At 71.2% G+C, this 26,031-nt stretch carries 34 protein-coding genes; 8 read left to right on the forward strand and 26 right to left on the reverse strand.

The window, feature by feature from the left end; genetic code table 11:
- Positions 1-98 precede the first annotated feature (98 nt).
- Positions 99-881, forward strand: coding sequence for an SGNH/GDSL hydrolase family protein (locus ACZ67M_RS25820; RefSeq protein ID WP_385795324.1), 783 nt, complete (start codon positions 99-101; stop codon positions 879-881).
- A 172-nt stretch (positions 882-1,053) separates the two neighbouring features.
- Here the strand turns inward: ACZ67M_RS25820 and ACZ67M_RS25825 are convergent, their stop codons facing one another.
- The 21 genes from ACZ67M_RS25825 to ACZ67M_RS25925 all read right to left on the reverse strand — a co-directional run bounded on the left by ACZ67M_RS25825 (position 1,054) and on the right by ACZ67M_RS25925 (position 15,246).
- Positions 1,054-2,241, reverse strand: coding sequence for a site-specific integrase (locus ACZ67M_RS25825; RefSeq protein ID WP_469852922.1), 1,188 nt, complete (start codon positions 2,239-2,241; stop codon positions 1,054-1,056).
- A gap of 32 nt (positions 2,242-2,273) precedes the next feature.
- A complete protein-coding gene (locus ACZ67M_RS25830; RefSeq protein ID WP_469852924.1) occupies positions 2,274-3,923 on the reverse strand; it encodes a terminase in 1,650 nt (549 codons plus the stop codon).
- Positions 3,904-4,386 carry a phage terminase small subunit gene (locus tag ACZ67M_RS25835; RefSeq protein ID WP_469852925.1) on the reverse strand — a complete coding sequence of 161 codons (483 nt, stop codon included), beginning with the start codon at positions 4,384-4,386 and terminating at the stop codon, positions 3,904-3,906. Before ACZ67M_RS25835 ends, ACZ67M_RS25830 begins: the two co-directional genes overlap by 20 nt.
- Before the next feature lie 278 nt (positions 4,387-4,664).
- Complete coding sequence (locus ACZ67M_RS25840) at positions 4,665-5,543, reverse strand: hypothetical protein (RefSeq protein WP_469852926.1); 879 nt, start codon at positions 5,541-5,543, stop codon at positions 4,665-4,667.
- On the reverse strand, positions 5,540-6,163 hold the full coding sequence (locus ACZ67M_RS25845) for a hypothetical protein (RefSeq protein WP_469852928.1): 624 nt from the start codon (positions 6,161-6,163) through the stop codon (positions 5,540-5,542). Before ACZ67M_RS25845 ends, ACZ67M_RS25840 begins: the two co-directional genes overlap by 4 nt.
- A 169-nt stretch (positions 6,164-6,332) precedes the next feature.
- Positions 6,333-6,500 carry a hypothetical protein gene (locus ACZ67M_RS25850; RefSeq protein WP_469852929.1) on the reverse strand — a complete coding sequence of 56 codons (168 nt, stop codon included), beginning with the start codon at positions 6,498-6,500 and terminating at the stop codon, positions 6,333-6,335.
- On the reverse strand, positions 6,497-8,323 hold the full coding sequence (locus tag ACZ67M_RS25855; protein ID WP_469852931.1) for an ATP-binding protein: 1,827 nt from the start codon (positions 8,321-8,323) through the stop codon (positions 6,497-6,499). The genes ACZ67M_RS25850 and ACZ67M_RS25855 overlap by 4 nt, the downstream gene beginning before the upstream one ends.
- A complete protein-coding gene (locus ACZ67M_RS25860; protein ID WP_469852933.1) occupies positions 8,320-8,832 on the reverse strand; it encodes a DUF2742 domain-containing protein in 513 nt (170 codons plus the stop codon). Before ACZ67M_RS25860 ends, ACZ67M_RS25855 begins: the two co-directional genes overlap by 4 nt.
- Complete coding sequence (locus ACZ67M_RS25865; RefSeq protein WP_469852935.1) at positions 8,829-9,059, reverse strand: DNA-binding protein; 231 nt, start codon at positions 9,057-9,059, stop codon at positions 8,829-8,831. The genes ACZ67M_RS25860 and ACZ67M_RS25865 overlap by 4 nt, the downstream gene beginning before the upstream one ends.
- The gene (locus ACZ67M_RS25870; RefSeq protein ID WP_450729724.1) at positions 9,049-9,270 is read right to left on the reverse strand and encodes a helix-turn-helix domain-containing protein; all 222 of its coding nucleotides are present in this window, start codon (positions 9,268-9,270) and stop codon (positions 9,049-9,051) included. The genes ACZ67M_RS25865 and ACZ67M_RS25870 overlap by 11 nt, the downstream gene beginning before the upstream one ends.
- 345 nt (positions 9,271-9,615) lie before the next feature.
- Positions 9,616-11,640 (reverse strand): plasmid transfer protein TraB, encoded by a 2,025-nt coding sequence (gene traB, locus ACZ67M_RS25875; RefSeq protein WP_469852937.1) that lies wholly within the window; start codon positions 11,638-11,640, stop codon positions 9,616-9,618.
- Positions 11,641-11,655: 15 nt separating this feature from the next.
- Positions 11,656-12,162 (reverse strand): plasmid transfer protein TraA, encoded by a 507-nt coding sequence (gene traA, locus ACZ67M_RS25880; RefSeq protein WP_469852938.1) that lies wholly within the window; start codon positions 12,160-12,162, stop codon positions 11,656-11,658.
- Positions 12,163-12,173: 11 nt separating this feature from the next.
- Positions 12,174-12,512 (reverse strand): hypothetical protein, encoded by a 339-nt coding sequence (locus ACZ67M_RS25885; RefSeq protein ID WP_469852939.1) that lies wholly within the window; start codon positions 12,510-12,512, stop codon positions 12,174-12,176.
- On the reverse strand, positions 12,509-12,664 hold the full coding sequence (locus ACZ67M_RS25890) for a hypothetical protein (protein ID WP_469852940.1): 156 nt from the start codon (positions 12,662-12,664) through the stop codon (positions 12,509-12,511). The genes ACZ67M_RS25885 and ACZ67M_RS25890 overlap by 4 nt, the downstream gene beginning before the upstream one ends.
- On the reverse strand, positions 12,661-13,515 hold the full coding sequence (locus ACZ67M_RS25895) for a hypothetical protein (protein WP_469852942.1): 855 nt from the start codon (positions 13,513-13,515) through the stop codon (positions 12,661-12,663). The genes ACZ67M_RS25890 and ACZ67M_RS25895 overlap by 4 nt, the downstream gene beginning before the upstream one ends.
- On the reverse strand, positions 13,512-13,712 hold the full coding sequence (locus ACZ67M_RS25900; protein ID WP_469852943.1) for a hypothetical protein: 201 nt from the start codon (positions 13,710-13,712) through the stop codon (positions 13,512-13,514). The genes ACZ67M_RS25895 and ACZ67M_RS25900 overlap by 4 nt, the downstream gene beginning before the upstream one ends.
- Positions 13,709-14,089, reverse strand: coding sequence for a DUF6907 domain-containing protein (locus ACZ67M_RS25905; RefSeq protein WP_469852945.1), 381 nt, complete (start codon positions 14,087-14,089; stop codon positions 13,709-13,711). Before ACZ67M_RS25905 ends, ACZ67M_RS25900 begins: the two co-directional genes overlap by 4 nt.
- On the reverse strand, positions 14,086-14,307 hold the full coding sequence (locus ACZ67M_RS25910) for a hypothetical protein (protein ID WP_469852946.1): 222 nt from the start codon (positions 14,305-14,307) through the stop codon (positions 14,086-14,088). Before ACZ67M_RS25910 ends, ACZ67M_RS25905 begins: the two co-directional genes overlap by 4 nt.
- Positions 14,308-14,312: 5 nt before the next feature.
- Positions 14,313-14,462 carry a hypothetical protein gene (locus ACZ67M_RS25915; RefSeq protein WP_469852948.1) on the reverse strand — a complete coding sequence of 50 codons (150 nt, stop codon included), beginning with the start codon at positions 14,460-14,462 and terminating at the stop codon, positions 14,313-14,315.
- Positions 14,462-15,004, reverse strand: a complete 543-nt coding sequence (locus ACZ67M_RS25920; protein ID WP_469852949.1) for a DUF6907 domain-containing protein — start codon at positions 15,002-15,004, stop codon at positions 14,462-14,464. The genes ACZ67M_RS25915 and ACZ67M_RS25920 overlap by 1 nt, the downstream gene beginning before the upstream one ends.
- A complete protein-coding gene (locus tag ACZ67M_RS25925) occupies positions 15,001-15,246 on the reverse strand; it encodes a helix-turn-helix domain-containing protein (protein ID WP_469852951.1) in 246 nt (81 codons plus the stop codon). The genes ACZ67M_RS25920 and ACZ67M_RS25925 overlap by 4 nt, the downstream gene beginning before the upstream one ends.
- A 198-nt stretch (positions 15,247-15,444) precedes the next feature.
- On the opposite strand from ACZ67M_RS25925, the gene ACZ67M_RS25930 reads away from it, so the two are divergent.
- The 4 genes from ACZ67M_RS25930 (at position 15,445) to mug (ending at position 18,788) form a co-directional block, all read left to right on the forward strand.
- The gene (locus ACZ67M_RS25930) at positions 15,445-16,185 is read left to right on the forward strand and encodes a GntR family transcriptional regulator (RefSeq protein WP_469852953.1); all 741 of its coding nucleotides are present in this window, start codon (positions 15,445-15,447) and stop codon (positions 16,183-16,185) included.
- Positions 16,186-16,278: 93 nt separating this feature from the next.
- Complete coding sequence (locus ACZ67M_RS25935; RefSeq protein WP_469852954.1) at positions 16,279-16,572, forward strand: GIY-YIG nuclease family protein; 294 nt, start codon at positions 16,279-16,281, stop codon at positions 16,570-16,572.
- Positions 16,573-16,797: 225 nt separating this feature from the next.
- Positions 16,798-18,240, forward strand: coding sequence for an adenylosuccinate lyase (gene purB / locus ACZ67M_RS25940; RefSeq protein ID WP_361355728.1), 1,443 nt, complete (start codon positions 16,798-16,800; stop codon positions 18,238-18,240).
- The gene (gene mug, locus ACZ67M_RS25945) at positions 18,237-18,788 is read left to right on the forward strand and encodes a G/U mismatch-specific DNA glycosylase (protein WP_361356402.1); all 552 of its coding nucleotides are present in this window, start codon (positions 18,237-18,239) and stop codon (positions 18,786-18,788) included. Before purB ends, mug begins: the two co-directional genes overlap by 4 nt.
- Here the strand turns inward: mug and ACZ67M_RS25950 are convergent.
- From ACZ67M_RS25950 to ACZ67M_RS25960, 3 genes are read right to left on the reverse strand one after another with little or no spacing between them, the layout of a single operon-like run.
- Positions 18,766-19,209 carry a hypothetical protein gene (locus ACZ67M_RS25950; RefSeq protein ID WP_469852956.1) on the reverse strand — a complete coding sequence of 148 codons (444 nt, stop codon included), beginning with the start codon at positions 19,207-19,209 and terminating at the stop codon, positions 18,766-18,768. The two genes, mug and ACZ67M_RS25950, sit on opposite strands and share 23 nt — an antisense overlap.
- 58 nt (positions 19,210-19,267) lie before the next feature.
- Positions 19,268-19,993 (reverse strand): ABC transporter permease, encoded by a 726-nt coding sequence (locus ACZ67M_RS25955; protein ID WP_469852958.1) that lies wholly within the window; start codon positions 19,991-19,993, stop codon positions 19,268-19,270.
- A 2-nt stretch (positions 19,994-19,995) separates the two neighbouring features.
- Positions 19,996-20,916 carry an ABC transporter ATP-binding protein gene (locus ACZ67M_RS25960; RefSeq protein WP_469852959.1) on the reverse strand — a complete coding sequence of 307 codons (921 nt, stop codon included), beginning with the start codon at positions 20,914-20,916 and terminating at the stop codon, positions 19,996-19,998.
- A 108-nt stretch (positions 20,917-21,024) separates the two neighbouring features.
- On the opposite strand from ACZ67M_RS25960, the gene ACZ67M_RS25965 reads away from it, so the two are divergent.
- The 3 genes from ACZ67M_RS25965 (at position 21,025) to ACZ67M_RS25975 (ending at position 24,114) form a co-directional block, all read left to right on the forward strand.
- Positions 21,025-22,179, forward strand: a complete 1,155-nt coding sequence (locus tag ACZ67M_RS25965; RefSeq protein WP_469852960.1) for a sensor histidine kinase — start codon at positions 21,025-21,027, stop codon at positions 22,177-22,179.
- A 14-nt stretch (positions 22,180-22,193) separates the two neighbouring features.
- Entirely contained in the window at positions 22,194-22,859 is a 666-nt protein-coding gene (locus tag ACZ67M_RS25970; RefSeq protein ID WP_361355719.1) for a response regulator transcription factor, read from the forward strand.
- Between the two features lie 100 nt (positions 22,860-22,959).
- On the forward strand, positions 22,960-24,114 hold the full coding sequence (locus ACZ67M_RS25975) for an ROK family transcriptional regulator (protein ID WP_361355717.1): 1,155 nt from the start codon (positions 22,960-22,962) through the stop codon (positions 24,112-24,114).
- A gap of 31 nt (positions 24,115-24,145) precedes the next feature.
- Here ACZ67M_RS25975 and ACZ67M_RS25980 read toward each other — a convergent pair whose 3' ends face one another.
- Together ACZ67M_RS25980 and ACZ67M_RS25985 are read right to left on the reverse strand one after the other, a co-directional pair.
- Positions 24,146-24,907, reverse strand: a complete 762-nt coding sequence (locus ACZ67M_RS25980) for a GntR family transcriptional regulator (RefSeq protein ID WP_361355715.1) — start codon at positions 24,905-24,907, stop codon at positions 24,146-24,148.
- Between the two features lie 116 nt (positions 24,908-25,023).
- Positions 25,024-25,911 (reverse strand): RNA polymerase sigma-70 factor, encoded by an 888-nt coding sequence (locus ACZ67M_RS25985; RefSeq protein WP_469852961.1) that lies wholly within the window; start codon positions 25,909-25,911, stop codon positions 25,024-25,026.
- Positions 25,912-26,031: the final 120 nt, after the last annotated feature.

Genomic DNA, 26,031 nt, shown 5'->3' on the forward strand with positions numbered 1-26,031 from the left:
CGGCGCCTGCGCGAGGCCGGCCTGACCGAAGCCGGGCACGGGGAGGCCGTGGGCCGACCGACCGTCGGGTATGTGCACGCGCTACCATTTCTGACGCCATGCAGACGAACCCCACTCACAGCAGCCTCGTCGCCGTGGGCGACTCCTTCACCGAGGGCATGTCGGACCTGATGCCCGACGGCTCCTACCGGGGCTGGGCCGACCTTCTCGCCGCGCGGATGGCCGCCCGCTCGCCCGGCTTCCGGTACGCCAACCTCGCGGTGCGCGGAAAGCTGATCGGGCAGATCGTCGACGAGCAGGTCGGGCCGGCCGCGGCCATGGGTGCCGACGTGATCACGCTGGTGGGCGGGCTCAACGACACGCTGCGGCCCAAGTGCGACATGGCGCTGGTGCGGGATCTGCTGACCCAGGCGGTGGAGCGGCTCGCGCCCAGTTGCAAGCAGCTGGTGCTGATGCGCAGCCCCGGCCGTCAGGGTCCGGTGCTGGACCGGTTCCGGCCCCGTATGGAGGCCCTCTTCGCGATCATCGACGACCTGGCCTCGCTCCACGGCGCCGTGGTGGTCGACCTGTACGGGGCGCGCTCCCTGGCCGACCCGCGGCTGTGGGACGTGGACCGGCTGCACCTGACGGCGGACGGGCACCGCCGGGTCGCGGAGGCCGTGTGGCAGGCGCTGGGCCACGAGGCCGAGGACCCCGACTGGCACGCGCCCATCCCGGCCACACCGCCACCGGGGTGGATCACCCGCCGGACCACCGACGTCCGGTTCGCCCGGCAGTACCTGCTGCCCTGGATAGGCCGCAGGCTGACCGGCCGCTCGTCCGGCGACGGCCTGCCGCCCAAGCGCCCCGACCTGCTGCCGTACGAGGACATCGCGCCCTGATTCCCGGGGGGGGGCGCCCGGCCCCGTGGCTTCGTAGCTTCCGACGAACAACCCCGCGGCGCCGGCCTGCACGAATCGCCATTAGAATCCGTACACTGTTCTACGTCACTCGGAATACATGCAGGTCAGAGCGATATTCCAGACCTGGGCGGAGATCGTTTCTCACAATCTCTCACACAGGCGCTTTCGGGTCGCCTCCGTGGAACGCGTCCCAGGCGGACGCCGCGGCCCTCATGTCCTCCGGGTCGACGTGGACGTACTTACGCTTCGTGAAGCTGGCGTTCGCGTGGCCGGCCCACGCCGCGAGGACGACGTCCGGGACACCGTTGACCGCGAAGTAGCTAAGGCAGCTGTGCCGAGCGTCGTACAGTCGGACGCGTCGCATCTCCAGCTCTCGCATCAGCCGATAGGCGTGCTCGCGAAGATGCCGGGTGTTCCGGGCGATGCCCAGCTGGTCGACGACGACATACGGCGAGTCGGTGTAGCCCTCCCCCGCGTACAGCTTCTCCCGGGCCTGCATGGCACGGAACTTCTTGAGGGCGTCCAGCACCTTGCCCGGCAACGGGAGGACGCGTTCGCCGGCCGCGGTCTTCGCATCCTTCTCCAGCACGGTCACGTTGCCGATCATCGTGCGAGTGTTGGCCATCTCCAGCGTCGCCAGCTTGAGATCGATGTCGGACCAGCGGAGACCGACGACTTCCGCCGGCCGGAGGCCCATCAGGGAGAGCAGCAGCGGGGCGTACAGGCGGTCCCGCTCGATGCCCGCGATGAACGTCTGCACCTCGGCGACGGTCCACGGCTTCACGCGCTCCCGCTCCCGCTTGTCGGTCTTCTTGTCCGCCAGGGACGGCCGCACCTCGGCAGCGACGTTGACGGCGACCAGCTTCCGCACGACAGCCCGACCGAGGGCGCTGCGGAGACGGATCAGAATCCCGTCCACGGTCGAGATGGCCAGCCGCGTGCCGGGCTTGCCTCCCATGCGCCGGCCGCCGGACACCAGCCCGTCGACGAAGTCGCGCACCTGGTCCTCGCTCAGCTCCTGGAGGCGGATGTGCCCGAGCTGGTCGTAGACGTGGACCAGGGCCAGCCGGTACGTGCGGATCGTCGTCTCCTCGACGTCACGCCGCTTGAAGTCGAGCCACTGGTCGAGCCACTCCGCGAGCGTGATCTTGTTGGGGGCGATGAGCGTGCCGGCCGCGCGCTGGTGCAGGATGCGGTCGCGCTCCTCGCGGCACTCCCGGGCCGTGTCCTTCGTGATCGTGAGCTGGATGCGCTTGCCGTTCTCGTCGCGGCCGGCGTCCACCATCAGCCGGTATCGAACCTTCTTGTTCGCGAGAACGATCCGCTTCGGCTCAGCCATCCCTCGTTCCTCTCTCGTACACAGTGCAGTGCTCAGCGGAGCACGATGACGCGGCCCTTTCCGGGTGTTCCGCGGACGCTCTTCTCCTTGCCGAGTCCCTTGGCCATGGCGTCGACACGACACTGCCAGGCGAGGACGGCGGACACGGCCGCATCGATTTTCCGGGGCGACTCCGGGTGCTCCTTCATGATCTGGATACCGGAGCGGGAGCGGCGGCGCCGGGCGTTGAGGATGTGGCGGGCCAGGACGCTCGATCCGTCGTGCGACAACTCCGAGTCGGCGACCGATGACCGGAACGACTCCAGTGCGCGCACGATCAGGTTCGACCGGCCGCCCGTCATCCACCACTCGATGGGGTGCTGCGTCGTGGCCTTCACCTTCAGCCGGCGCCCGTACTTCGCTTCCCAGCTGGCCACGTGAGACTCCCACTTCTGGGGGTCCGCGTACATGCCGACGACCTTGTAATTGCGGAACGCGTCGTCGACCGCGGCCAGCACCTCGACCGTGGGAACCTGCCAGCCTTTCCCGTCCGGGCCGTCCGGCTGCTCCCAGCAGCCCAGCAGGAAGACGTGCCCGTCCGAGACCCGGCAGCCCACCAGCGCAGTGGCGTCCGTGACCGCGTGGGAGCGGCGCCGGGAACCGTCGAAACCGAGCACGATCGGTTCGTTCGCCGCGACTTCCTTGTCCGCGGCCGTGAGCGACGCCCATTCCGGCTGCGAGATCCACGAATCCGCTGCGTGCGTGACCTGGCCCAGGTAGAAGCGGCGGGCGTCCTGCGGATCCGTCGCAGGGTCCCAGACCTCCGCGGCGATCCTCTCCAGGTTCACCCAACCGCCGTTGACGTCAGCCGAGTCCCCGTAGGCGTGCGCGAGACCGCTCAGCAGAGACGCACGGTCGCCCATGTCCGTCTCGGCCGGCGCCTCCCGGTGGTCGTACAGCAGGCCGTGTTCCTTCACCCGGTCCTCCCGTATCGCCTTCCAGTACTCGGCTGTCTCCTCGGCCACCGACGCCTCCCCCGGGATGTAGGCGTTCGGGGACTCCACGGACGTGCCGCCGGTCTTGCCCAGGTTCCGGCGCAGCGTCGCCGCCAGGCGCACACCGCCGTTCGACGGCCGCCATTCCTCGGTCTGGTCGAGGACGCACCAGATCGGCCGGTTGCCCTCCCTCGACGTCGCCGACGACGTCACGAACTCGATGCGCCCGGAGGGCAGGTTCACGAACGTGTCGAGCGGCTCGACTCCCCGGTACGCGTCGATGACGGGGCCCTCCCGGAGCATCTCCAGCAGCGGCGCCCACGCGTTCCGGGTCTGGTCCTCGGAGACGGCGGCCAGCTGTAGCCAGGGGGTACGTACATCGGCCCACGGCCGGCCGACCGGTTCGCCGTTGGCGTCGTAGCCGTCCGGGACCACATCGGCCAGAGCCTCAGCGCAGGTGAGTGCGGCCAGAAATGGAGACTTCCCCCACCCCTTCGGGCGGGACAGGCAGGCACGCCGGTACCGGCGTTGACCCGTCCGCGGGTCGATGGCGTACAGGCGCAGGACGAACTGGGCCTGCTCGCGGGTCACCTGGAACGGCACGTACTCGGCGCGGTCCGGTGCCGCCAGGTAGGCGCGCATCCAGTCGATGACGTAGTGCCCGAGCGTCGGCAGCTCCCCCGGATACCTAGGCCCCCTCCACGGCATCCGCGCCACCTCCCTCGACGACGCGCAGGTCTGCGAAGCGCTCCGACGACGACGCCCCGGTCGGCCTCTTGGAGTCCGCCTCGTCGGCCTGCGCGAACTGCATGCGCAGCCTGGCCCGGTCCTCCGGGGTGGCGCCGAACTTGGCGACCCTCAGCCGTAGCTCGGGGCCGGCCGCGGCCTCCCCGTTCCAGTGCCGGGCGTGCACCAGCGCGGTGTCGAGCAGGAACGACCAGTCGGTACTGGAAAAGTGCTCCGCCTGGGGGGAGCGCTGCCACATCAACCACCACTCCCGGGTGGCCTCGGGCCACTCGAACGTCACCATCTCGTCGCCCTGGCGGACCCGGAGCGTCGGAAGTTCGGGTGCCTCCGCCTGCTCGAAGCGCAGCGTCGTCTGCGGGTGCGGGTCCTTGCGGTGGCCGGCGCGGCGCCGGGAATCCTTCGGGGCGGGTCCACGACCAGCCATAGCGGTACCTCCTAGAACATGATCCAAAAGTCCCAGACCTGGGCCCACAGACGGCGTCAATACGGTCCCGAGGAGGGAAACCCCAGGTCAGGGGGCCTCTCCCCTGGTCGGGGGCTTGATCGTTGGGTGGTGCGGTCCGGCCGGCTGGCGGCTACGGGGTCGGGCCGGCCGGACCGCGGTCGACGCTGGTGAGTCGCTTGCAGCCGCCCCTGGAGGTATGGGCTGCTCGCTCACCATCGGTTCGTGTCAGCCGTGAAGATGCAGCTGCACGATGCCGTTCACGCCGAGTCTTGGGTGTCTTCCTCCAGTGCTGCTTCCAGCACTGCTCGCACTGCTGCCTCTGCCCTGGTCGACCGCTGGTGCGGGTTGGCCATGACGCCGCGCGCTCCTAGTGCCTCACGCCAGAGCTGCATGTTCTTCGCTCGCTCCTTCACCTCACCTGGTGTGGCAAGCGTCAGCTCGATGTGAGGTGACCTTGCGAGGAACAACCATCGTGAAGTGGGTTGTCCTCGCAGCTCCCTCCACTGGGCGACGGCGGGCCCGATCTCGTCGCGCATGACGTTGTTGAACACGTCGTCGAGGGTGGGCTCGGGCAGCTTGGCTACGGCGTACAGCTCGTTGTCGCGTCCTCCGTCGCCGCCGATCGCCTTGGCCATGGTCTGCCTGTCGGCAACGAGCTGGTCGAGTTGGATGGCTGCTGACTCGGCCTTCTCCCACGGCGCGGTGACGGCCGAGTCGGACCAGTCGAGGTGCTGCTTGTCGAGGTTGCCGGGCAGCTTCTTCTCCTGCGCGGCGAGGGCCTTGACCAGGGTTTCGAACTCGGGCTGCAGTGCCGTGATCCAGCCGGGTACCTGCTCCTTCACGAGGGCGTTGAAGCGGCTGGCGACGGGGGCGCGGAAGTCGGAGGACACGTACCGGTGGGCCTCTGCCATGAGGTGGCGGTGGGCGCGTTCCTCGATCATCTCGGCGAGTTCTTCGGGGGTGCCGGGGATGGTGGTGTGGTCGGGCTTGTCTCCGACGTGTGAGTGGGCGGCTTTGACGACGACGTCCCACATGGCTTCCGCGTCGCTGATCTTTTGGGGTACGTGCAGGTTGCGGCGTGCGGCGGTCCGGACGGCGGCGCCGGCCGCGCTGGTGCTGTACTCGAAGTCGATCACGCGGCGTCGCCTCCGGAGTAGTCGGCGGTCGCGGCGATGCGGACCTGGTGGAAGTTCATGTCTTCGATCTCGCGCGGCTGGTAGGTGTGGTGTTCCGCGTCCCAGATCGTCGGGTCGACCTTGGGCATGTCGCGGTGCTCGACGAGCGCCCGCATGGCGGTGTCGTGGCTGCCGTCGGCGTTCCACTCGTCGACGAGGTCCTTGTAGTCGAGCGACCAGGCTTGCCCGGCGACGGTCTTGGCGAGCTGCTTGTCTCCGTCGGCGACGGCCTGGCGCAGCATGTCGCGGAGCTGCCGGTGGTCGTGGACGCCCTCGACGAGCTGGTTGGCCTGGCGCTGCGCCATGATGGTGCCGGCGTCGCCTCCGTTGTTGCCGAACGCGCGCTGTACGAGCCGGTTGCGGTGGCGGTCGAGGGCCTGCTCGGTCTGCGTCTTCATCTGCTTGATGGACTCGTCGGCCTGGAGGTAGGCGCGGGCGATGGCGCCGCGCTTGGCGTCGCGGGTCATGCCGGGGTGCTGGGAGATCCGGGCCACGTACTGGTCGAGCCGGTCGCGGACGTCCTGCACCTTGTCGCGGTGCTGAGAGAGCAGGTTGGCGGCGGTGTTGTTCGGGGTCGTCATGACGGGCTTCCTTCGAGGGTCGGGCGGTTGTCGCACTGTCGGAGGTGGGTGTTTCCGCACCAGGAGCGTCCGCGGCAGAGGGCGGCGCCGCAGCCGAGGGGGCAGCGGAAGTAGCGGCTGCGTGCCTGGGGGCGGGCGCAGGTCGCGCAGAACACCCGGGCGAGGGTTTTCACGTGACGTCCTCGGCTTCCCAGCGGGCCATCTTGGCGAGGTGGCGGGCTTGCAGGCCGTGCTGCCGGTTGGCGTCGAACTCGGCGCGCTGCTGACGGCGCAGTGCGCGTCGGGCGCGGGCGGCGGCGATACGGGCCGCGATCTGCTTGTCGACGTGGCTGGTCATGCTGCCTCGCATCCTGGGTGTGTGGTCTGGTCGGGCTCGTAGGGCTCGAACGGCTCGCGGCAGCCGGCGCAGAGGGAAGTCGAGCGGTTGAGGGAGCGCCCGTAGCCGGGGGCAGCATTAGAGAGTTGCTGCATTCCAGCGTCCATAGCGTCCCTAGCGTCCATCGCATGGGAATCCTGCTGGTCAGGGGATGTGCGGGGGATGGACGCTACGGAACGGCTAGCGTCCATCGCAGCGTCCACAGCGTCCATGCCGAGCTGTTCCGGGCGGGGGGTGGACGCTACAGCGTCCATCTCAGCGTCCATACTGTTTCCGCTGGTCAGGGTGCCTTTCTCGGCTTCACTGGACGCTGTGGACGCTGTTTCGCACCTTCTATCTGCTGATGCGGTCAGCTTGTACAGCCGCTGCCGTTTCGGGGCCGGTCCGCGCTGCGAGTCGTCCACCTCGATGCCGATGGTCCGCAAGGCGGGGGCGAGTCGCTTGAGCTGTCCGCCGGCCCGGGTGGAGTCCTTCGGCCACTTCTTTGGGAGCTTGTCGGGTGCCGTGACGCTGTCGAGGATCTGCTGTGTCGTCAGCGTGAGCCCGTCGGGGCCGGCGCTGTCGACCAGGGCGACAACGGCTTGCGCGAACGGCTCTCCGTCGAGGACGTCGGCCACGGCGTCGCGGGCGGACGCCTTGTAGCTGTCCATGGTGTTCCAGCCCTGCACCTTGTCGACGGCCGCGAGGATGCGGGCGAAGTCGGCCATGCGGGGCCGCTCGGTCAGGACGACGTCGGGCAGCACTTTCAGCACTTCGGCGAGCAGGTCGAAGAGGCTCGCGAGGATTGCGGCGTGCGCGTCGGCATACGCCTGGTCCATCTCGTTCTCTTCGCGCCGCTTGGCGTCGGGGATGGTGTGCAGCTCGATGGTGACGAGCCGTTCGGCGAGGTCGCCGGCCAGCGCTCCGGCGTCGATGGTCGTCATGGCGAGGACTCGCCGGAATTCGAGGACGACGACGTCGTCGTCGGTGTAGAGGGCGCGGTCGACGATGCCGTCGCCGGTGACCGCCCGGCACAATGCGTCGGACAGCCAGTCGGGAATGATCGACACGTTGTCGAGGCAGAGCGCCCACGAGTTGAACGCCTGGGTTGCCCAGGCCTTAATGTCGCGTGGCGCGGTCCGCTTCGGCGCCCCGGACGGGTCAACGATGCCGATGACCATCTTCGCGGCGTAGGACTTGCCGGTGCCCTGCTCACCGCGGAACGTGAGGATCGGGTGCGGCAGGTCGGGGATGAATGAGGCGACGAGCCAGGCGACGAGCAGGTGGAAGCCTTCCTCGTCGGTGTTGAGCAGGTCGCGGAGCTTGGCCAGGCCGTCGCCGTCGCGGACCGGTTCGGGCAGCGGCTTCATCGCACCGGACCGGCGGAACATCACGGGCGACGTGCCTCGTCGAGTCCATCCGTCCGGGCCGACCGAGACGCAACGGCCTTCCGGTGTGGCCAGGTCGACGATGATGCGGTCCTGGTGGCGGGCCACCCGCAGAGCCAGGTGCCGCGGTTCGGCTTCGGCGGCCTGGCCTTCGAGCACGGTCATGGCGTCGGCCAGCGCGGACTGGGACGGTACAGATCCGCCGTGGGCGTCGGTGTACATGCGGGCGAGCAGGGACCGCAGGCCGGCCTTGCCGCGGAGGGCGTAGACGGTGTTGGGCCCGTCCTTTTTGACCGCGTAGGGGCGGCCGTCCTCCGACATGAAATGGTCGAACTTCTCGCGGGCGAGCGCGACGAGTTGCGACGCCTGGGAGGGGCCGCGCCCCTTTTCGTCGTCCTGCTTCGGTTCGGGACTCACGCGGCTTGCCCCCCTTCCTTGTAGCTCAAGTGCTTGTCGGGCTGTCCGGGAACCCGGATCGGCGGCCAGCCTGGGGTGGCCTGCAGCTGGTGAGGCGGCTTCGGCTTGGCGGCGGCGTCGAGTTCGGCGCGGGTGCGTTCGCGGGCGATGTTGAGCCGGCGGACGGTGGACGCGGCGGCGGCCCGGAAGTCGGCCATGTTGCGGCGGACCCATTCGTCGGGTTCGTTCTCCAGCAACTCGGCGTCCTCGGCTTCGCGCAGCTGGTGGAGGCGCCAGGATTCGGCGGCTTCGAAGAGTGCGAGCCGTTTGCGGGGGTCGCGGGTGTCGAGGGCGTACCAGGCTGGCGTGCCGTAGGTGGGCCAGCTGTCGGGGACGGGCGGCGACTCCAGCCGGCGGGCTGTCCAGCCGCGGCGCAGCTGGGCTACGGTGGCAACAGCTTCGCCGCCCGCGAGGTTTCCACGGTCCCTAGGTGTCTCCAGCATCTGGGGGCCGTTCTCGTTATCGGTCACGCCGCCTCCCGGGATTCTCCGGAGAGCACGCGCAGGAGATCGGCGACGATGACGACGTACCGGGTGCCGAACTGCAGGGTTTTGACGGGGCTGTCGCCGCGTCGGATGCGCTCGTGCAGGTGGTTGGCGCTGCAGCCGAGTGCGCTCGCGCCCTTGGGGACGCTCACCGTGGCCGGCCACCTGCGGATGTCGGCGAGGGTGGGTCGCCCGTCGGTGTTACGCGGCATTGGCGGCCTCCTCGGTGAGGAGGTCGTCGACGGAGCATCCGAGGGTGTCGGCGACCGCGGCGAGGGTGGCAACGCTGGGGGTGACGCGGCCAAGTTCCCACTCGCGGACGGAGTAGAAGGATCGGCCGATGCTCACGGCGAGCTGTTCGGGAGAGAGGCCAGCCGACTTCCGTGCGTTACGGAGCCGGGGGCCGGAGAAATACCGGGCCATGGAAGGTTCCTTGAGGAAGGCAGATTGCGAGCGTGTGAGTGACCCACCGGGGGTCTGCACTGCCCGGCGCCTTTGGAACCTCCTGGGTGGCACCGCGAGCCTTACTCGACAGGGGGTTCACCACCGGGGTGAACGTGCCTGCCGCCTGGGGCTAGCAGATCGACAATCGCTGTCGATAACTGGGCAGCGTACTACTAGTGATCAGCGGTGTAAAGATCTCGGGTGTAGGCGGGCACCTCGCGGTACGGCCGGTGCCGGCGTCAGAGCGGCTGTCAGTCGCCGCTGTCAGGGCGCGTGACACCTGCTCCCGCCTAGGGGTTTGGGTGTCACGCGTCCGTGACGGTGTCAGGCGTCAGCGGGTGTCAGGGTGGGGACGATCCGCCAGCGTCCGGTCTTGCCGGTCTCCTTCAACCGGCCCTCCCGGTACGCCTCCGTGAGCCGCGCGGATACCCACGGCCGGGACAGCTGGTGCCGGTCGCACCAGTCCTGGAAGTCCTTGGGTCCGACGACCATCTGGCCGTTGCGCTCGAACTCCTCGAGGGCGCGGGCGAACAGTTCCCGGGCTTCCTCGGGGGACGGCTTGCGGCCGGTGTCCTGGCCGAACATAGGGGCGTCGTCGCCCTGCTCGGGCTCAGGCAACTCCTGCTCGGGGTCGATGCCGTCGTCCTCGGGGTCGACGAGCGGGGCCTGGTCCATGTCGTCGTCCTCTCCGTCCGGCTGTACGGCGCCGGCCTTTCGGTCGGTGTACGCGCTGCCGACGACCGTTTCGGCGGCCTTGGCGGTGATCGGGTCGGGGCGGGCCCCGTTGCGGGCAGCCCAGTCCGCGAGGACTTCCAGCATCGGCACCACCCGGTCCGGGAAGTGCTGGGTGCGGCCCGGGGACGCGTACCGGTCCTCGGGAACACCCGGGGAGACGACGTAGCAGTATCCGGGCCGGCGGTTGCGCCACGCCCCGGGGTGAGCGCCCGCGGCCAGCACCTCGTCGGGGAGGCAGAACCCTTCGTCGTCGGGGGCGCAGCCGAGTGCGATCACGGACGGCAGCGACGCCCGGGTGGACGTGCTCATCTGGTCGTATGAGGGGCGCTGCAGGCTGATGACCAGGGAGATTCCCGCGCTGCGGGCTTCCTGGGCGATGCCGGTGAACGCGCTGTCGTCGATGTACCGGAGGGTGTTCGCGGCCTCTTCCATCCACGTCACCAGGAACGGCATTCCGGGGCAGCCGCACGCGGTGCCGTCGTTGCGGCAGGAGTGCGCCGGGTCGGTCTGCTGCACGGCGGCCTCGGGCAGCCACTGCCGGTAGGAGTGCGCTCCGAGCCACCTGGTCCGGGCGGGGATGGCTGCCTTGATGGCCTCCACCATGGACTCGGTGGCGGCGCCCCCGCCGACTGCCCAGTCGTAGCCGGGCAGCAGCGGACGGAAGTCCTGGAACTCCTTCGGGTCGGAGAACCACATGATGACGTCCTTGCGGGACATGATCTCCGTCTGCAGGTTCAGGGCGGCGTCGCCCTTCCCGGAGCCGGTACCGCCCGCGATCAGCACGTGCGTGCTGTTGCGCTTCTCGTCCGGGTCGCCGGGCAGCCACAGGTACAGGGGGCTGCCGTCGTCGTAGCGGCCGATGACGAGCGGGTCGGCGATGGATCCGCCCGGGAGGGACGGGCCCTCCCACTCGACGACGTAGCGGAGCATGTCCTCCGGGACGATGACCAGTTCGCCGCGGCGCTCCGAGTCGGGGTCGGGCTGGTAGCGGACGGCGGTGCGGGGCACGTCCAGCGCGGAGGCGATGTGCGGCAGTGCCTTGGACACGTCGTCGTTGGTCTGCTCCCCCGCGGCGAGGGCGACGGGCGCGGTGACCCGGTTGGGTTCGACGCGGCCGGCGCCGATCTGCGCGCGGGCGAGTCCGACCTTGGCGAGCAGCCCCTTGTCTCCGGTTTCGCCGGCCGTGTCGGGGGTGCGCATCAGCAGCCGCACGTTCCACGACAGGGCGAGCGTCGCGCCACCCATCAGGTACAGGTCCGGGAGCGGTCCCGTGAGCGGACCGGCGAGGGACGCGGCGGTGAACCACGACGAGCCGGCGGCCACGGTGATGGCGGAGTGCAGGCGGCGCTGCGCGCTGGTCGACCGGCCGGCCCACCAGGTGACGGCGGTCAGGGCGACCGACGACAGGGTGAGGCCGACACCGGCCGCGGCCGAGTCGGACCAGAGCAGGCTGGCGCCTCCCCCGGCGAGACCGACCCCGGCGACGGACAGCCACGGCGGCAGGTGCGGCTTGGCCCGGTGCAGCAGGTACGAGCGGACCGAGCCCCCGCCGGTGTTCGCGGTGGCGGGTACGGCGAGTACGGCGTCCGTTTCGTTCATTCCGTTTCGCGTCATCGGTGTACCTCCCTTCTACTGCTGGGCCCAGTCGATGACGGGCTGCTGGGGCTTGCGGGCGCGGTGCCGTACCCGGTTGATCTCTTCCTCGTACTCCTGCTGGAACGACGAGTACGCGGCGGCGGCGTTCTTCGCGGCGGCCCTCAGCGCGTCCGCGGACTTGTTGAGCTTCCGGGCGACTTTGGCGGCGCGTACCCGGGACCCGAACGGCCGGCCGTCGGGGTCGGGTACGGCGGCGAGTACGCCCTTGAGGATCTCGGCGGCCATGGCCACCTCGATGGACAGCGTCACCCCGGCGGCCCGGAGGGTGTTGCAGTAGTTGCGGACCTGCGCGGGCGACGTGAACTCGGGGGCGGGCAGCAGCGACTTGGACTGCGGGGCACTGCCGCTGCCGCGGGACTGCCGGTTGATGGTGACGTTCACCGGAGGGGCGAAGCTGCTTCCCAGCCCTCCGACGAATCCGCCCGCGGCTGCTCCCGCGTTGGCGAACTTGTTGCTCTTGCCGTTGGTCGGCGTGGTCATGAGTCCTCCGGTCAGCGGTTGTTGAGGTAGTCGCGCCACATCGAGCGCAGGATGAGGAAGCAGCCGGTTCCGCAGGTCGCGGCGATGGCGACGGCGATGAACGCCATGGCGAACGCGAGGGCGAGGGCGCAGGCCACGCAGCCGCCGATGACGACCAGGCCGCCGATCGTCCACCACTTCCGGGCGTCGAACGGCTTGGCCTGCTGGTGGTCGTGCTGGCAGGTGTGGGGCTGTACGGCCTGCGCGAGGGTCTGCGCGGTCAGTACGGCCTTGACCAGCTCCAGCTGCCGGGAGTCGTCGGCGGCCTGCCCGGCGGCGGCGAGTGCCTTACTGAGGGCGTCCTCGGTCATCGCCGTGCCCTCCGAGTCCGGGCCCGCCGGGCGGTGGCATCGGCGATGACGCCAGCCCCCAGGGCGATGACGATGGGGTGGGACACGACGCCGGCCAGCTGCGGGAACGACAGCACCAGCACGGCGACGATAGCGAGCAGCGTCCACTTCACGACGTCGCCCCCGTCCCGGCGAGCTGCCATGCGGCGAGGGCCTTACGCAGGCCGTCTTGGATCTCCTTGGCCCGGTTCTGCCCGACGGACAGCCGGTCCTTGATGGCGCGAATCGACGGAACCTTCCCAGCGAACAGCTCCTCCTTGAACTGCTCGGCGGCCAGGCCGAGGCCGTACTCGTCGAGGGGCGCGTCGTTGGCCTCGGTCGGGTTGCCGTCGGCGTCGGCGTAGTCGCCGGGTACGGTCCACTCCGCGTGTACCTCGGCTCGGGTACGGGTGTACTCGGCTGCGGGTACGAGGGCGGGCCGCTCGTTGCGCAGCGCCCGCTTCAGCTCCCCGCGGCACTCGAAGGTGGGCAGCAGCCGTACCCCGTCGGGTACGGCCCGGGGCGCCTCCCGGACCGGCTCGGGCGCGGCGGGTACAGATTCCGCTTCCGCCTCTGGCCTACCGACCTCGTTCATATTAGAAACGAGGTCGGTAGGCTCCGCGGGCGTCTCGGCGGGGGCCGGTTCGGGTGCGGTCTGCTCGTGCCGGCGCAGCGCGTGTACCCGCCACAGCACCACCGGGGCGATACCGGAGACGAGTACGACGAGCCACGGGGCGACGGTGAGCATGCCGCCGTGCACCAGGTGCGCCGCCGCGTTCGTGGCGATCATCAGCAGGACCGGGGGAAAGATCTCCCGCCCGGCTCGCATGGCGCGGATCGCGTAGGCGTCGATGGCGATGGGCAGGCCGGCCGCGACCGCGTTGGCGTACCCGCAGGCGACGGCCAGGGACCATTCCCCGTGGGCAGTCACGGCGATGGACGCCAGCATGGCGGCCCATCCGAGTGCATCGTGTTCGGTCTTCATTCGCCCACCTCCGAGGGGGCGGCGGCGCGCACGACGCGGTGCGCGGCCAGGCAGACGCCCTCACGGTCGCGGCGCTCGTTCGCGTCGAGCAGCGCAGCCATCAGGGCGGGAACGGGAGGGGTCGGCCGGCCCGACCGGCACACCGCGCGAAGGGCGGTGTGCTCGGTCGGGCGCGGGATGGGCCACTTCGCGGTCACTGGTCGGCCTCCAGCAGCTGCAGTCGCTCGATGAGCTGGTGGAGTTCGCCGACTCCGAACGACACGAGGGCGTCGGCGAGGGCGGCGAGATCCTGCGAGTTGTAGTCGTGGGACTCGGTGGTGAAGGGCTCGCCGAACTCGACGGCCACCACCACACCGGTCTGGGTGGAGGAGAACGGCGCCTGATAGAGGGCCGCGGACAGGGCCCGCAGCGGCCCGTGGCACGGCGTCTCCACGACCAGGGCCAGCTCCTCACCCTCGTGGGCGAGGTCGGCGCGGTATCCGCCGGGCGCGTGGTGGCCGGTGCACCAGAACGGTTCCGGCACGGTCACGTCGCCGTGGTCGAGGGTCGGCACGATGATGGTGCGGGCATTCACCGGCGCTCACCCCGCTCGACGTCGAGGGCGGCCAGCAGCGCGCGGAGCCGGTACTCCAGGCCCGTCGCGGCGCGGATCATCGCGTCACGGTCGTGGATGTTGGCGCTGGCCGCGCGGTCCAGGTACTCGCGGGCGAGCTGGATCTCGTTCGCGACGCCGGCCGGGATCACCTGTGCGCGGGCGACCTGGTCGCTGAGCGGGGTGTAGGACTCGCTCATGGCGGTCACCAGCCGCGGACGCGCAGGGCGCGGCGGCGGGAGGACAGCTTGGCGGGCAGCGGACGCGGGGCCGGCGTCTCCTCGACGCGGTCCAGGTCGACGGACTCGACCTGCGGGTACCGGGACCGGTTCACGTTGTGGTTGCGGCGCGGCATCAGGCGACACCACCCTCGCGGACCCGGCGCAGCGCCTCGTCCATGTCGGGGTCGGAGTCGCCGGACTCGACGCTGTTGTGGAGGCGGGCGGTACGGGCCAGGTGCCGCAGCTGGGACGCGAAGCCGACGACCTTATCGGCCAGCTGCTCGGCCATCTGCGGGGTGAGGTAGGCGTAGTTGCTGCCGTCCTCGACGACGACGTGAGCCCGGCGCATGTCCGAGTCCGTCGCAGCCGGGTCGGACTCCAAGCCCGCCCACAGGCCGTGCACCCAACCGGGCGCCCCGGAGAACAACGTCTCGCCGGTGAAGGTCTCCACGACGAAGCCCTCAGTACCGGTGCAGTGCAGGATGTCCTCGACGTTGCGGACCGGTTCGGCGACGTGGTCCTCGGTGCACCAGTTCGGGCACTCGATGTAGACGATCGTCGACGTGCGGTTCGTCGCCCCGATCTTCGCCGGCACCAGCCGGTAGCCGGGCTTGATCGCCGGGAACGGGTGGACGGTCGCAGCCGTGGGCTGCTGGGGGATGTGGTTCGTCGTCACAGCGTCACCGCCAGCTCTGCGGCGGGGATGCCACGGTCGGTGAGGTACTGCGCGAACGCGGCCCGGGAGACGCGGATGGTGCCGCGACCCTGACCGACGCGGTAGGAGGGCAGCCGGCCCGACTTGATCTCGGCGTACACCGTGGCGCTGTTGATGCGCAGCGCGGTGGCGACGTCCTTGACCCGGAGCGGACCGCTCTCGGACGCCTGCGTCTGGGCAGGCGGGATAAGCTCAGCGTGCATCTGAGACCTCGACTCTTGGATGCGAGGCCCTGGCGGGCTCGGTGCTGGAACACCGAGATCACCCCGTCAGGGCTTTGGCATGACTGGCTTGACCTGGTCGGCAACCTGTCGGCCCGACTGGGTACACGCCTAGGATGTTCTAGAAGACCAGCGAGAGTCAACAGGCATTGCAGAACATTCTAGAAGTTAGGAGTTTTCATGGTTCGTGATCTCTCGGGACTGCCGCCGTACCAGCGGATCGCGGCGCAGATCATCGAGCGCATCGAGAGCGGCGAACTCCAGCCCGGGGACCGCGTCCCGTCGGTGAGCCAGATCATGGACACCGAGGGCGTCAGCCGTGCCACAGCTGCGCGGGTGCCTGGAGTTCTCCGCGCCGAGGGGTACGCCACCGCTACGCCCGGAGTGGGCACCATCGTCACCAGGCCGAGGAAGCTCACCGCAGGGGCCGACCGGCTCGCCAAGCTGCAGGCTGGCGGCGCGACGCTCGGGAACGACGAGCGTGTCGAGATCCTCGACGCAGTCAGGGAACCGGCCTCTCAGGAAGTTGCCGACGCGCTCGGCCTGGAGGCCGGCGCCGAAGTTGCCCGGCGGCGCCGCCGGTACCTGGACAGCGCGGGTGTGGTCACCGTGTCGACCACGTGGGTGTCGGCAGCCATTGCTGAGCAGGCACCCGAGTTCCTCGACGCCTCACCGCTCCCGAAGATGACGTTCGGCCTGATCGAGGACCGCACCGGCCGGCGCGTCAGTCGACGGCGGGACACGGTGGCGCTGAGGAAGGTCCCCGAGGACGTCGCGGGGCCTCTGGAGAGTGAGGCGGGCACGGCGACAGTCGTCGTGATCAATCACTACTGGGACCAGAACGGCGAACCCACCGAGTACGCAGTCGACTACCTCGGCGCCGGCCGCGAGCTGTCTTCCGAGTACGACCTGGAGGCGTGAGTGAGGGCGTGGGAGGACGACGGACGCTTCAACGTTGAGGAGGGCCGTCGTTCCGCTGGGATAGCTCCGACGTGGGAAGACCGGTTCGGCGCCGTGACCCCGGAACGCGAGCGTGCCGTGCTCAGGAAGGCGCGGCGCCAGACGTACCTGATCGGGATTGCGGGCACCGCGCTCGTAAAGATCGGCATCACCTCCAATCCGGTGCGGCGCCTCTCGACCCTCCAGGTCGGCCAGCCGGCGGAGCTGGCACTGCTCTGGACGCACCCGGGAGATCACGAACGGACTCTTCACGCTGCGTTCGCGCAGTACCGAACCCGCGGCGAGTGGTTCGACTTCAGCACGCTGGGCGACCCCGTCTCGGCTGTGAAGGCCGTTTTGGAGCCGTGACGACGTAGATCACGCAAAAAGGGCCCCCGCTCAGTGGTGATGAGCGGGGGCCCTTCGATACTCCTGGTGACGGCGGAACGGATCAAGATGTGGTCCGCATCGGCGTCTCACACATCTCTCACATGCCCTGTCGGACGATGCCGCTCACGGTGCCGTTGACCTGCGATTCCACCCCTGCCATGCGCGTTTAGGGGCCCGTATGAGCGTGGACTAAACTCCGTACACGTGACTTCCGCTCCCGCCAAGCCCCGCATCCCGAACGTCCTCGCCGGACGCTACGCCTCCGTCGACCTCGCCACCCTCTGGTCGCCCGAGCAGAAGGTGAAGCTGGAGCGCCGGCTCTGGCTCGCCGTGCTGCGGGCCCAGAAGGACCTCGGCATCGAGGTGCCCGACGCCGCGATCGCCGACTACGAGCGCGTCCTCGACCAGGTCGACCTGGCCTCGATCGCCGAGCGCGAGAAGGTCACCCGGCACGACGTGAAGGCGCGGATCGAGGAGTTCAACGACCTCGCCGGGCACGAGCACGTGCACAAGGGCATGACCTCCCGCGACCTCACGGAGAACGTCGAGCAGTTGCAGATCCGGCTCTCGCTGGAGCTGGTCCGCGACCGCTCGGTGGCCGTCCTGGCCCGCCTCGGCAAGCTGGCCGGCGAGTACGGCGAGCTGGTCATGGCCGGCCGCTCCCACAACGTGGCCGCGCAGGCCACCACGCTGGGCAAGCGGTTCGCCACCGCCGCCGACGAGCTGCTCGTCGCGTACGGCCGGGTGGAGGAGCTGCTCGGCCGCTACCCGCTGCGCGGCATCAAGGGCCCGGTCGGCACCGCCCAGGACATGCTGGACCTGCTCGGCGGGGACGCCGGCAAGCTCGCGGAGCTGGAGCGGCGGATCGCCGGGCACCTGGGCTTCTCGCAGGCCTTCACCTCGGTCGGCCAGGTCTACCCGCGCTCGCTGGACTACGAGGTGGTCACCGCTCTGGTGCAGCTCGCGGCGGCTCCGTCGTCGCTGGCCAAGACCATCCGGCTGATGGCCGGGCACGAGCTGGTCACCGAGGGCTTCAAGCCCGGCCAGGTCGGCTCCTCGGCGATGCCGCACAAGATGAACACCCGCTCCTGCGAGCGCGTCAACGGCCTGATGGTGATCCTGCGCGGCTACGCCTCGATGACCGGCGAGCTGGCGGGCGACCAGTGGAACGAGGGCGACGTCTCCTGCTCGGTGGTGCGCCGGGTGGCCCTGCCGGACGCGTTCTTCGCCCTGGACGGCCTGCTGGAGACCTTCCTGACCGTGCTCGACGAGTTCGGCGCCTTCCCGGCCGTCGTGGCCCGTGAGCTGGACCGCTACCTGCCGTTCCTGGCCACCACCAAGGTGCTGATGGGCGCGGTGCGGGCCGGGGTGGGGCGCGAGCTGGCGCACGAGGCGATCAAGGAGAACGCCGTGGCCTCCGCCCTGGCGATGCGCGAGCAGGGCGCCGAGCGCAACGAGCTGCTCGACAAGCTGGCCGCCGACGAGCGCATCCCGCTCGACCGGGCCGGTCTCGACGCGCTGATGGCGGACAAGCTCTCCTTCACGGGCGCCGCGGCCGACCAGGTCGGGGTGGTCGTGGGCCGGATCGAGGAGATCGTCAAGCAGCACCCGTCGGCCGCCGCGTACACCCCCGGGGCCATCCTCTGACCCGCTTCACCCGGGCCGAACTGGAGGCCGCCCGCGACCGTCTCGTACCGGACGTCGTCGCGGACGGCCTCCGGGTGCTGTTCTGCGGGATCAATCCCGGTCTGATGACGGCGGTGACGGGCCACCACTTCGCCCGGCCGGGCAACCGGTTCTGGCCGGTGCTGCACCTGTCCGGGTTCACGCCGCGGCGGCTGGCGCCGTCGGAGCAGGACCTGCTGCCGTCGTACGGGCTCGGGATCACCAACGTCGTGGCGCGGGCCAGCGCGCGGGCCGACGAGCTGACCGCCGAGGAGTACCGGGAGGGCGGGCTGCTGCTGACGCGGAAGGTGGCGCGGCTGCGGCCCGACTGGCTGGCCGTGGTCGGGGTCACCGCCTACCGGGCGGCGTTCGACGACCGGCACGCGCGGGTGGGGCCGCAGGAGCGGACCTTCGGGACCACACGCGTGTGGGTGCTGCCCAATCCCAGCGGGCTCAACGCGCACTGGACGACGGAGACGATGGCCGAGGAGTTCGCACGGCTGCGGGTCACGGCGGAGCCTTCTCCGTGACCACCGCCAGCAGTCGCACCTCGTCCGTCTCGTCCCGGTCGGCGACGGCCAGCGCGATCCAGCGGCCGGTGCCCCCTGCCTCCCAGAGGTACGCCACGCGCGCGCTCGCGCTCAGTCCGGCCCACGGCTCGGGTATCTCCTCCCGGCCGGTCCGCAGCAGGACCGTCTGAAGGTTCAGGGGGTCCCCCTCCTCACCCCAGCGGGCGGCGAGCCGCTCGTGGAGGGCGTCCCGGTCCTTCTCGTACTGCTCCACCGTCACCGCCCGCTCCGCCGGGCACCCGCCGCTCAGGCCGTGGCTGGTCTCCAGCACCGCCGTGAAGTGACCGGGAGTCCCGGCGCCCACGTCCGACGGGCCGTGCCCCGCCGGGAAGGGGCGGTGGCACAGCTCGTCGATGAGGGCGATGTGCCGTGCGATGTCCATGCCGTCCAGTAAACCGTCCGGCACTGACATTTGGCGGCCCGTCAGCCGGCCCGCGCGCTCAGGCGTCCCGGCGGTGCAGCCGCCACGCCCCCGCGAGCAGCGCGGCCGCCGCCCACAGCGCGGTCACCGCGAGCCCCGTCCAGGGGCCCAGGTGCCCGTCGTACGTCTGATGGACGACCACTTGACCGGCCCTGTCCGGCAGGAAGTCGGTGGCGCCGCCCGCCACGTCGCCGATCACGAAGGAGACGACGAGGACGAACGGGATCAGGGTGGACAGGGTGGCCACGCCGCTGCGGAACAGGGCGGTCAGGCCCGCCGAGAACAGGGCCATCAGCGTGAGGTAGACCGCCAGGCCCACGACGCCCCGCAGTTGCCGGCCCGCCGTGAGCCCGTCCGCCGCCGAGCCGAGGCCCGCCCGGGCCGCGAAGAGCGCGGCGGACGCGGTGAGCAGCCCCGTCACGAAGGTCGGCACGGCGACCACCACCAGCTTCGCCGCGAACCACCGACCGCGCCGCGGGACGGCGGCCAGGGAGAGCCGGATCCCGTTGCCGTGGAACTCGGAGGACACGACCATTGCTCCGAACGCGATGGCGGCGATCTGGCCGGGTCCGACGCCGGAGAAGGCCATGAACAGCGGATCGAAGTCCGGGTCCGAGGTGTCGGAGGCACCCGCCAGCGCGGAGAAGGCCGTGGTGACCGCGAAGAGGGCCGGCAGCAAGCCGCACAGCGAGCGCAGGCTGAGCACCTTGAGCGCCTCGGAGCGGAGTACGGGCGTGAAGGGCATGGTCAGGCCTCCTGGGGCTGTGCGGCGAACTCGGTCTCGGTGGCCGTCAGGTCGAGGTAGGCCTGCTCCAACGTGCCCTCGTCCGAGGTCAGTTCCAGTACGGGAACGCCCGCGCCGGACAGCGCGCGGCCGATGTCGTCCACGCGCGCACCGGACACGGTCCAGTACCCGTCGACGTGCTCCACGGCGGCGTGTCCGTGCCGGGCGAGCACGGCCTTCAGGGCGGAGGCGTCCGACGTGCGGACACGTACGCGCGGTTGGACGCGCGCGTCGATGAACTCCCGCATCGGCAGGTCGGCGAGCAGCCGCCCCCGGCCGAGGACGACCAGGTGGTCGGCGAACGACGCGGTCTCGTTCATCAGGTGGCTGGACACCAGGACCGTGCGGCCCTCGGCCGCCAGGCGGCGCAGCAGTTCGCGGATCCAGATGATGCCCTCGGGGTCGAGTCCGTTGGAGGGCTCGTCCAGCATGACCACGCCGGGCTCCCCCAGCAGCGCGGCGGCGATGCCCAGCCGCTGGCGCATGCCCAGTGAGTACGTCCGCACCCGGCGGCGCGCGACGGACGCGATGCCCGTCTCCTCCAGCACCTCGTCGACCCGGCGCGCGGGGACCCGGTTGCTCGCCGCGAGCACCCGCAGGTGGTCCCGGGCGGTGCGCGAACCGTGGGCGGCGCCCGCGTCGAGCAGGGCGCCGACGTGCCGCAGGGGTTCGGGGAGGGTGGTGTAGAGGCGGCCGCCGACGGTAGCCGTCCCCGAGGTCGGCCGGTCGAGGCCGAGGACGAGCCGCATGGTGGTGGACTTGCCGGCTCCGTTGGGACCCAGGAAGCCGGTGACCCGGCCGGGGCGCACGGTGAAGGTGAGGTCGTCCACGGCTCGTCGGGTGCCGTACTCCTTGGTGAGGTTCTGGACGTCGATGCTGGTCATGGCAGCAGCTTGACGGCACGTCAGGGGGCGGGTCCTCCCCCGCCGGTGGAGATCGTCTCCCCCGTGCGGGGGAGGTCCGCTGTCAGTGGCGGCTGGCACGATGAGCCAATGGTCCGCTTTCTGCGCCCGCTGGTATGGGGGGTCACGTACACACGGCTGCTGCATCTGTGGCTGCCCATGCTGGTGGTGAGCCTGTGGGCGCTCATCGACGACACCAAGCTGTGGGTCCCCGCGGCGGTGCTGGTGCCGGTCGGGCTCGTCCCGGCGGTGCGGACCGGGGAGGGCGTGCAGGCCCGCCTGATGCTCACGCCCGGCCATGAGGACTCCGCCTTCTCGGTCGCGCCGTCGGCGACCTGGCGCGACCGGCTTCGCACGGTGGTGTGGCTGGAACTGCGGATGCTGTTGGGCGCCTCGACCACGGTCGCCTGCGTCTGGCTGCCGATCCTCGTCGTCGTCCTGGTCCGGCTCTCCCTCGGGCACCGGGTCGACGACATACCCGTGCTGCGGGACGCCGCGCCGCACTGGGCATACGCGCTCCTGATCCCGCTCCCCCTCCTCGCGCTGTACGGCGCGGTGGTGGCCCTCGGTGTCCTGGCGACGGCGGGCGCCCGCGCGCTGCTCGGCCCGTCCGCCGCAGAGCGGCTCACCGCCCTGGAGGAGCGCACCGAACAGCTCCTGGAGCGCAATCGCATCGCCCGTGAGCTGCACGACTCCATCGGCCACGCGCTGACGGTCGCGGTCGTGCAGGCGGGGGCGGCCCGCGCGGCGAACAGTCCGGAGTTCACCGAGCGGGCCCTCACCGCGATCGAGGAGACCGGCCGGGCCGCGCTGGAGGATCTGGAGCGGGTGCTCGGCGTTCTCCGGGAGACGCGGCAGCCGGTCGGCTCCCGACCGACCCTGGCGGACGCCGGCCGGCTCCTGGAGTCCGCGCGCGTCTCGGGGGCCGAGATCGATGCCGAGGTCACCGGCCCGCTGGAGACGCTGCCGGGGCCGGTCTCCCGCGAGGGATACCGCATCCTCCAGGAGTCGCTGACCAACGTGCTGCGGCACGCGGGCGCGGTACCGACCCGGGTCCGCGTGGCGGTGGCCGAGGGCGCGCTCACCCTGGAGGTGCGCAATCCGCTGCCGGACACCAGGGCCTCGTCCGCCCGCGGCAGCGGGCTGCGCGGCATCCGCGAGCGGGCCGCGCTGCTGGGCGGGTTGGCGCACACGGGCCCCGACGCCGGCGATTGGCGGGTACGCGTCGAGCTGCCGCCGGGCTGATCTACGCTGGGCGGATGCCGGTCAGAGTGCTCCTCGTCGACGACGAACCCCTCGTACGCGCGGGTCTGCGGGCCGTGCTGGAGGCGCAGCCGGACATCGAGGTCGTCGGTGAGGCGGCGGACGGGGCGGCGGTCGTCCCGCTGGTGCGTCGGCTGCGGCCGGACGTGGTCGCCATGGACGTCCGGATGCCGCTGCTCGACGGCATCGAGGCGACGCGCGCGCTGCTGCGGACGGTGGCCGACCCGCCGAAGATCCTCGTGGTGACGACCTTCGAGAACGACGAGTACGTGTACGAGGCGCTGCGCGCGGGTGCGGACGGGTTTCTGCTCAAGCGGGCCCGGCCGGCCGAGATCGTGCACGCGGTCCGCCTGATCGCCGAGGGCGAGTCGCTGCTCTTCCCCGCCTCGGTGCGGCAACTGGCCACCGAGTACGGCGACGACGGCGGCGGCAACCGGGCGGCCCGTGCCGCGGTGGAGCGGGCGCGGCTGACCGAGCGGGAGGGCGAGGTGCTGCGGCTGATGTCGCGCGGGCTGTCGAACGCGGAGATCGCCGCCCGGCTGATCGTCGGCACGGAGACGGTGAAGTCGCACGTGAGCGCGGTGCTGGCGAAGCTGGGGGCACGCGACCGCACGCAGGCGGTGATCACGGCGTACGAGTCCGGGTTCGTGGCACCCGGGTGAGCGACGCGCACGGCCCGGGAAGGCGAGGACCGGCACTCGCCGGGGCGCGACGGGCCGAGTACGATCCGGCGCACACGCGCACGAGCTGGGAGGACGGACCTTGGGAGGCCTGACCGGCGGGGATCCGTCGCTGTTGCGGAGGATCAACTCCGCGGTGGTGCTGCACGCGTTGCGTGCGACGGACTGCGCGACGCTGACCGAGATCACCCGGGTGACGGGCCTGTCCCGGCCGACCGTCGAGGGCGTGGTCGAAGGGCTGATAGAGGCGGGCCTGGTGGTCGAGGCGGCCGCCGACGAGGGCACCGCCCGGCGGCAGGGACGGCCGGCGAGGCGTTTCCGGTTCCGGGCGGAGGCGGGGCATCTGCTCGGTCTGGAGATCGGGCCGCACCGCGTCGCCGCGCTCCTGGCCGACCTGGACGGCCGGGTGATCGGCGCCCAGGCCAAGGACGTGGACGAGGGTGCCTCCGCCGACGAGCGGCTGGAGCGGCTGCGTACGGCCGTCGCCGAACTGCTGCGCCGCGCCGGGGTGGCGCGCGGCTCACTGCGGGCCGTGGGCGCGGCCACGCCGGGGATCGTCGAGGCGGACGGCACGGTGCGGCTGGGGACCGCGCTGCCGGGGTGGACGGGGCTGAGTCTGGGCGAGCGGCTGAGCCGCTCCTTCAAGTGCCCGGTGCTGGTCGAGAACGACGCGAACGCGGCGGCGGTCGCCGAGCACTGGAAGGGCGCCGCGACGGAGTCCGACGACATCGTGTTCGTGCTGGCCGGGCTGAGCCCCGGGGCCGGGGCGCTGATCGGCGGGCGGCTGCACCGGGGGTACGGCGGCGCGGCCGGTGAGATCGGCGCGCTGCACCTGATGGGCCGGGACGTGACGCCCGAGACCCTGCTGTCGACGACCGACGAGCCGCTGCATCCGCTGGACGAGCAGGCGGTCGCCAAGGTCTTCGCCGAGGCCCGGGAGGGCGATCAGCGGGCCCGCGCGGCGGTGGAGCGTTTCACCCAGCGGCTGGTGCACGACGTGACGGCGCTGGTGCTGGCCCTGGACCCGGAACTGGTCGTCGTCGGCGGCTGGGCGGCGGGACTGGACGGCGTACTGGAGCCGCTGCGGCGGGAGCTGGCCCGCTTCTGCCTGCGCCCGCCCCGGGTGGCGCTGTCGCTGCTCGGTGAGGCCGCGGTGGCGACGGGCGCGCTGCGGCTGGCCCTCGACCACGTGGAGGAGCAGCTGTTCGCGGTGGAGGGCGCGACGGCACGCCGCTGACCCGCCGGGAGGCGGGTGCGGGCGGGGCCGGTCAGGAGGCGCGGGTCTGCGGGCCGTGGTGGATCTCCACGTCGCCGGAGTCCCCGAACGTCAGCCGGCAGGTGTCCGCGCGGTAGGTGGCGACGGAGAGGGCCGCGGTGCGGCCACCGGCGAGGTAGCGGGTGGTGACCACGAGGACGGGCGCGCCCGGGAGGCGGTCCAGTTCCTTCGCGTCGTCGGCGCCGGCCGAGCCCAGCTCGACGGCGCTCTCCCGGCGCTCCAGGTCGCCGCGCTGGAGTTCGCGCAGTACGGCACGCGCGCGGGCGGCGCCGGAGGGCGACTCGATGGCGGTGAGCTCGGGGACCGAGGCCGACGGGACGTAGAGCAGCTCAGCCGCGACGGGCTGGCCGTGGGTCACCCGGGAGCGGCGGACGGTGTGGACGGGCTCCTCGCGGCCGGTCCCGAGGGCGTCGGCGACGGCCGCGGGCGGGGCCGTCGGCGCGCAGTCGACGGGCTCCCAGGCGTCGTCGGCCGTGCCGGGCCAGGCGTGCTGTCCGGTGCCGACGGCGACGCCGACGCGTGGCGGGGCGACGGTGGTGCCGACGCCCCGGCGGCGCTGGAGGCGGCCTTCCAGTTCGAGCTGCTCCAGGGCCTGGCGGAGGGTCGCGCGGGCGACGCCGAAGCGGGCGGCGAGCTCGCGTTCGTTGGGCAGGACCTCGCCCACCGTGAACTCCGAGTCCAGGGCCTCGCTGAGTACGGTCCTGAGGTGCCAGTACTTCGGTTCCGGCACCGATTCCAACTGCGTGGTCCCCACCCTGTCCTCCGCAATCGCCGTGGTCCGGCGGCGTTTTGACGCCCTTGTTTATTAAAGGTTGTTGCAGTTCTCTGCGACCATAGGACGCCCTACCCCCTTGGTCAAGACCAATCCGGCTAGGCGAGGTCGGCCAGGGAGAGCAGTTTGTCGGGATTGCGGATGATGTAGACCGACTGGATGCGCCCGTCGGCCACCTCGATCTGGAAGACGGAGTCGGGCTTGCCGCCCGACAGGGCCAGCAGGGCCGGTCCGCCGTTGATCTCCAGGAAGCGGTAGGAGAAGTCCGGGACGCCCTTGCGGGCCGCGCCCTGAAGGAAGCGGGCCACCTTGTCGGAGCTCTCCAGCACGCGCAGGGGCGCCTTGGACTTGCCGCCGCTGTCGCCCACCAGCCGGACGTCCGGCGCGAGCAGCTCCATCAGCCCGGCCAGGTCACCGTCGGCCGCGGCGGCGAGGAAGCGCTCGGTCAGGTCGCGGCGCTGCGCGGGGTCCACGTCGTAGCGCGGGCGCCGCTCGTCGACGTGCTTGCGGGCGCGGCCCGCGAGCTGGCGCACCGCGGGCTCCCCGCGCTCCAGCATGGCGGCGATCTCCGCGAACGGGTAGCCGAACGCCTCCCTGAGCACGAACACCGCCCGCTCCAGCGGTGACAGGGACTCCAGGACGACGAGGACGGCGAGGGACACGGAGTCGGCGAGGACGGCCCGCTCGGCGGTGTCGGGCACGGCGTCCCCGAAGTCGGTGACGTAGGGCTCGGGCAGCCACGGGCCGACGTACGTCTCGCCGCGCGACTTGATCTGCCGCAGCCGGTCGATGGCGAGGCGGGTGGTGACCCGCACCAGGTAGCCGCGGGGCTCGCGGACGGTGGAGCGGTCGGCGCCGGACCAGCGCAGCCACGCCTCCTGGACGACGTCCTCCGCGTCCGCCAGGCGGCCCAGCATGCGGTAGGCGACCCCCAGGAGGACGGGCCGGTGTGCTTCGAAGACGTCGGTCACGGTTTCGGCGGTCACCGCTCCATACCAGCGGACGTGTCCGGTCGTGTCCAGACGGACCCGCCGGGGGCTACCCGTCGGTAGCTCTTACTGACAGGCTGTCTACGCAACGCACCGTCAAACGCACCGTCGTCCGCG

It is taken from the genome of Streptomyces sp. NPDC107500 (genome assembly GCF_055582785.1).

Bases quoted from the DNA above. Each gene is read 5' to 3' on its own strand.
- ACZ67M_RS25820 (WP_385795324.1), top strand. From the start codon at position 99: ATGCAGACGAACCCCACTCACAGCAGCCTCGTCGCCGTGGGCGACTCC.
- ACZ67M_RS25825 (WP_469852922.1), bottom strand. From the start codon at position 2,241: ATGGCTGAGCCGAAGCGGATCGTTCTCGCGAACAAGAAGGTTCGATAC.
- ACZ67M_RS25830 (WP_469852924.1), bottom strand. From the start codon at position 3,923: ATGCCGTGGAGGGGGCCTAGGTATCCGGGGGAGCTGCCGACGCTCGGG.
- ACZ67M_RS25835 (WP_469852925.1), bottom strand. From the start codon at position 4,386: ATGGCTGGTCGTGGACCCGCCCCGAAGGATTCCCGGCGCCGCGCCGGC.
- ACZ67M_RS25845 (WP_469852928.1), bottom strand. From the start codon at position 6,163: ATGACGACCCCGAACAACACCGCCGCCAACCTGCTCTCTCAGCACCGC.
- ACZ67M_RS25850 (WP_469852929.1), bottom strand. From the start codon at position 6,500: ATGACCAGCCACGTCGACAAGCAGATCGCGGCCCGTATCGCCGCCGCC.
- ACZ67M_RS25865 (WP_469852935.1), bottom strand. From the start codon at position 9,059: ATGCCGCGTAACACCGACGGGCGACCCACCCTCGCCGACATCCGCAGG.
- ACZ67M_RS25870 (WP_450729724.1), bottom strand. From the start codon at position 9,270: ATGGCCCGGTATTTCTCCGGCCCCCGGCTCCGTAACGCACGGAAGTCG.
- traB (WP_469852937.1), bottom strand. From the start codon at position 11,640: ATGACGCGAAACGGAATGAACGAAACGGACGCCGTACTCGCCGTACCC.
- traA (WP_469852938.1), bottom strand. From the start codon at position 12,162: ATGACCACGCCGACCAACGGCAAGAGCAACAAGTTCGCCAACGCGGGA.
- ACZ67M_RS25885 (WP_469852939.1), bottom strand. From the start codon at position 12,512: ATGACCGAGGACGCCCTCAGTAAGGCACTCGCCGCCGCCGGGCAGGCC.
- ACZ67M_RS25895 (WP_469852942.1), bottom strand. From the start codon at position 13,515: ATGAAGACCGAACACGATGCACTCGGATGGGCCGCCATGCTGGCGTCC.
- ACZ67M_RS25910 (WP_469852946.1), bottom strand. From the start codon at position 14,307: ATGAGCGAGTCCTACACCCCGCTCAGCGACCAGGTCGCCCGCGCACAG.
- ACZ67M_RS25915 (WP_469852948.1), bottom strand. From the start codon at position 14,462: ATGCCGCGCCGCAACCACAACGTGAACCGGTCCCGGTACCCGCAGGTC.
- ACZ67M_RS25925 (WP_469852951.1), bottom strand. From the start codon at position 15,246: ATGCACGCTGAGCTTATCCCGCCTGCCCAGACGCAGGCGTCCGAGAGC.
- ACZ67M_RS25930 (WP_469852953.1), top strand. From the start codon at position 15,445: ATGGTTCGTGATCTCTCGGGACTGCCGCCGTACCAGCGGATCGCGGCG.
- ACZ67M_RS25950 (WP_469852956.1), bottom strand. From the start codon at position 19,209: ATGGACATCGCACGGCACATCGCCCTCATCGACGAGCTGTGCCACCGC.
- ACZ67M_RS25955 (WP_469852958.1), bottom strand. From the start codon at position 19,993: ATGCCCTTCACGCCCGTACTCCGCTCCGAGGCGCTCAAGGTGCTCAGC.
- ACZ67M_RS25960 (WP_469852959.1), bottom strand. From the start codon at position 20,916: ATGACCAGCATCGACGTCCAGAACCTCACCAAGGAGTACGGCACCCGA.
- ACZ67M_RS25965 (WP_469852960.1), top strand. From the start codon at position 21,025: ATGGTCCGCTTTCTGCGCCCGCTGGTATGGGGGGTCACGTACACACGG.
- ACZ67M_RS25970 (WP_361355719.1), top strand. From the start codon at position 22,194: ATGCCGGTCAGAGTGCTCCTCGTCGACGACGAACCCCTCGTACGCGCG.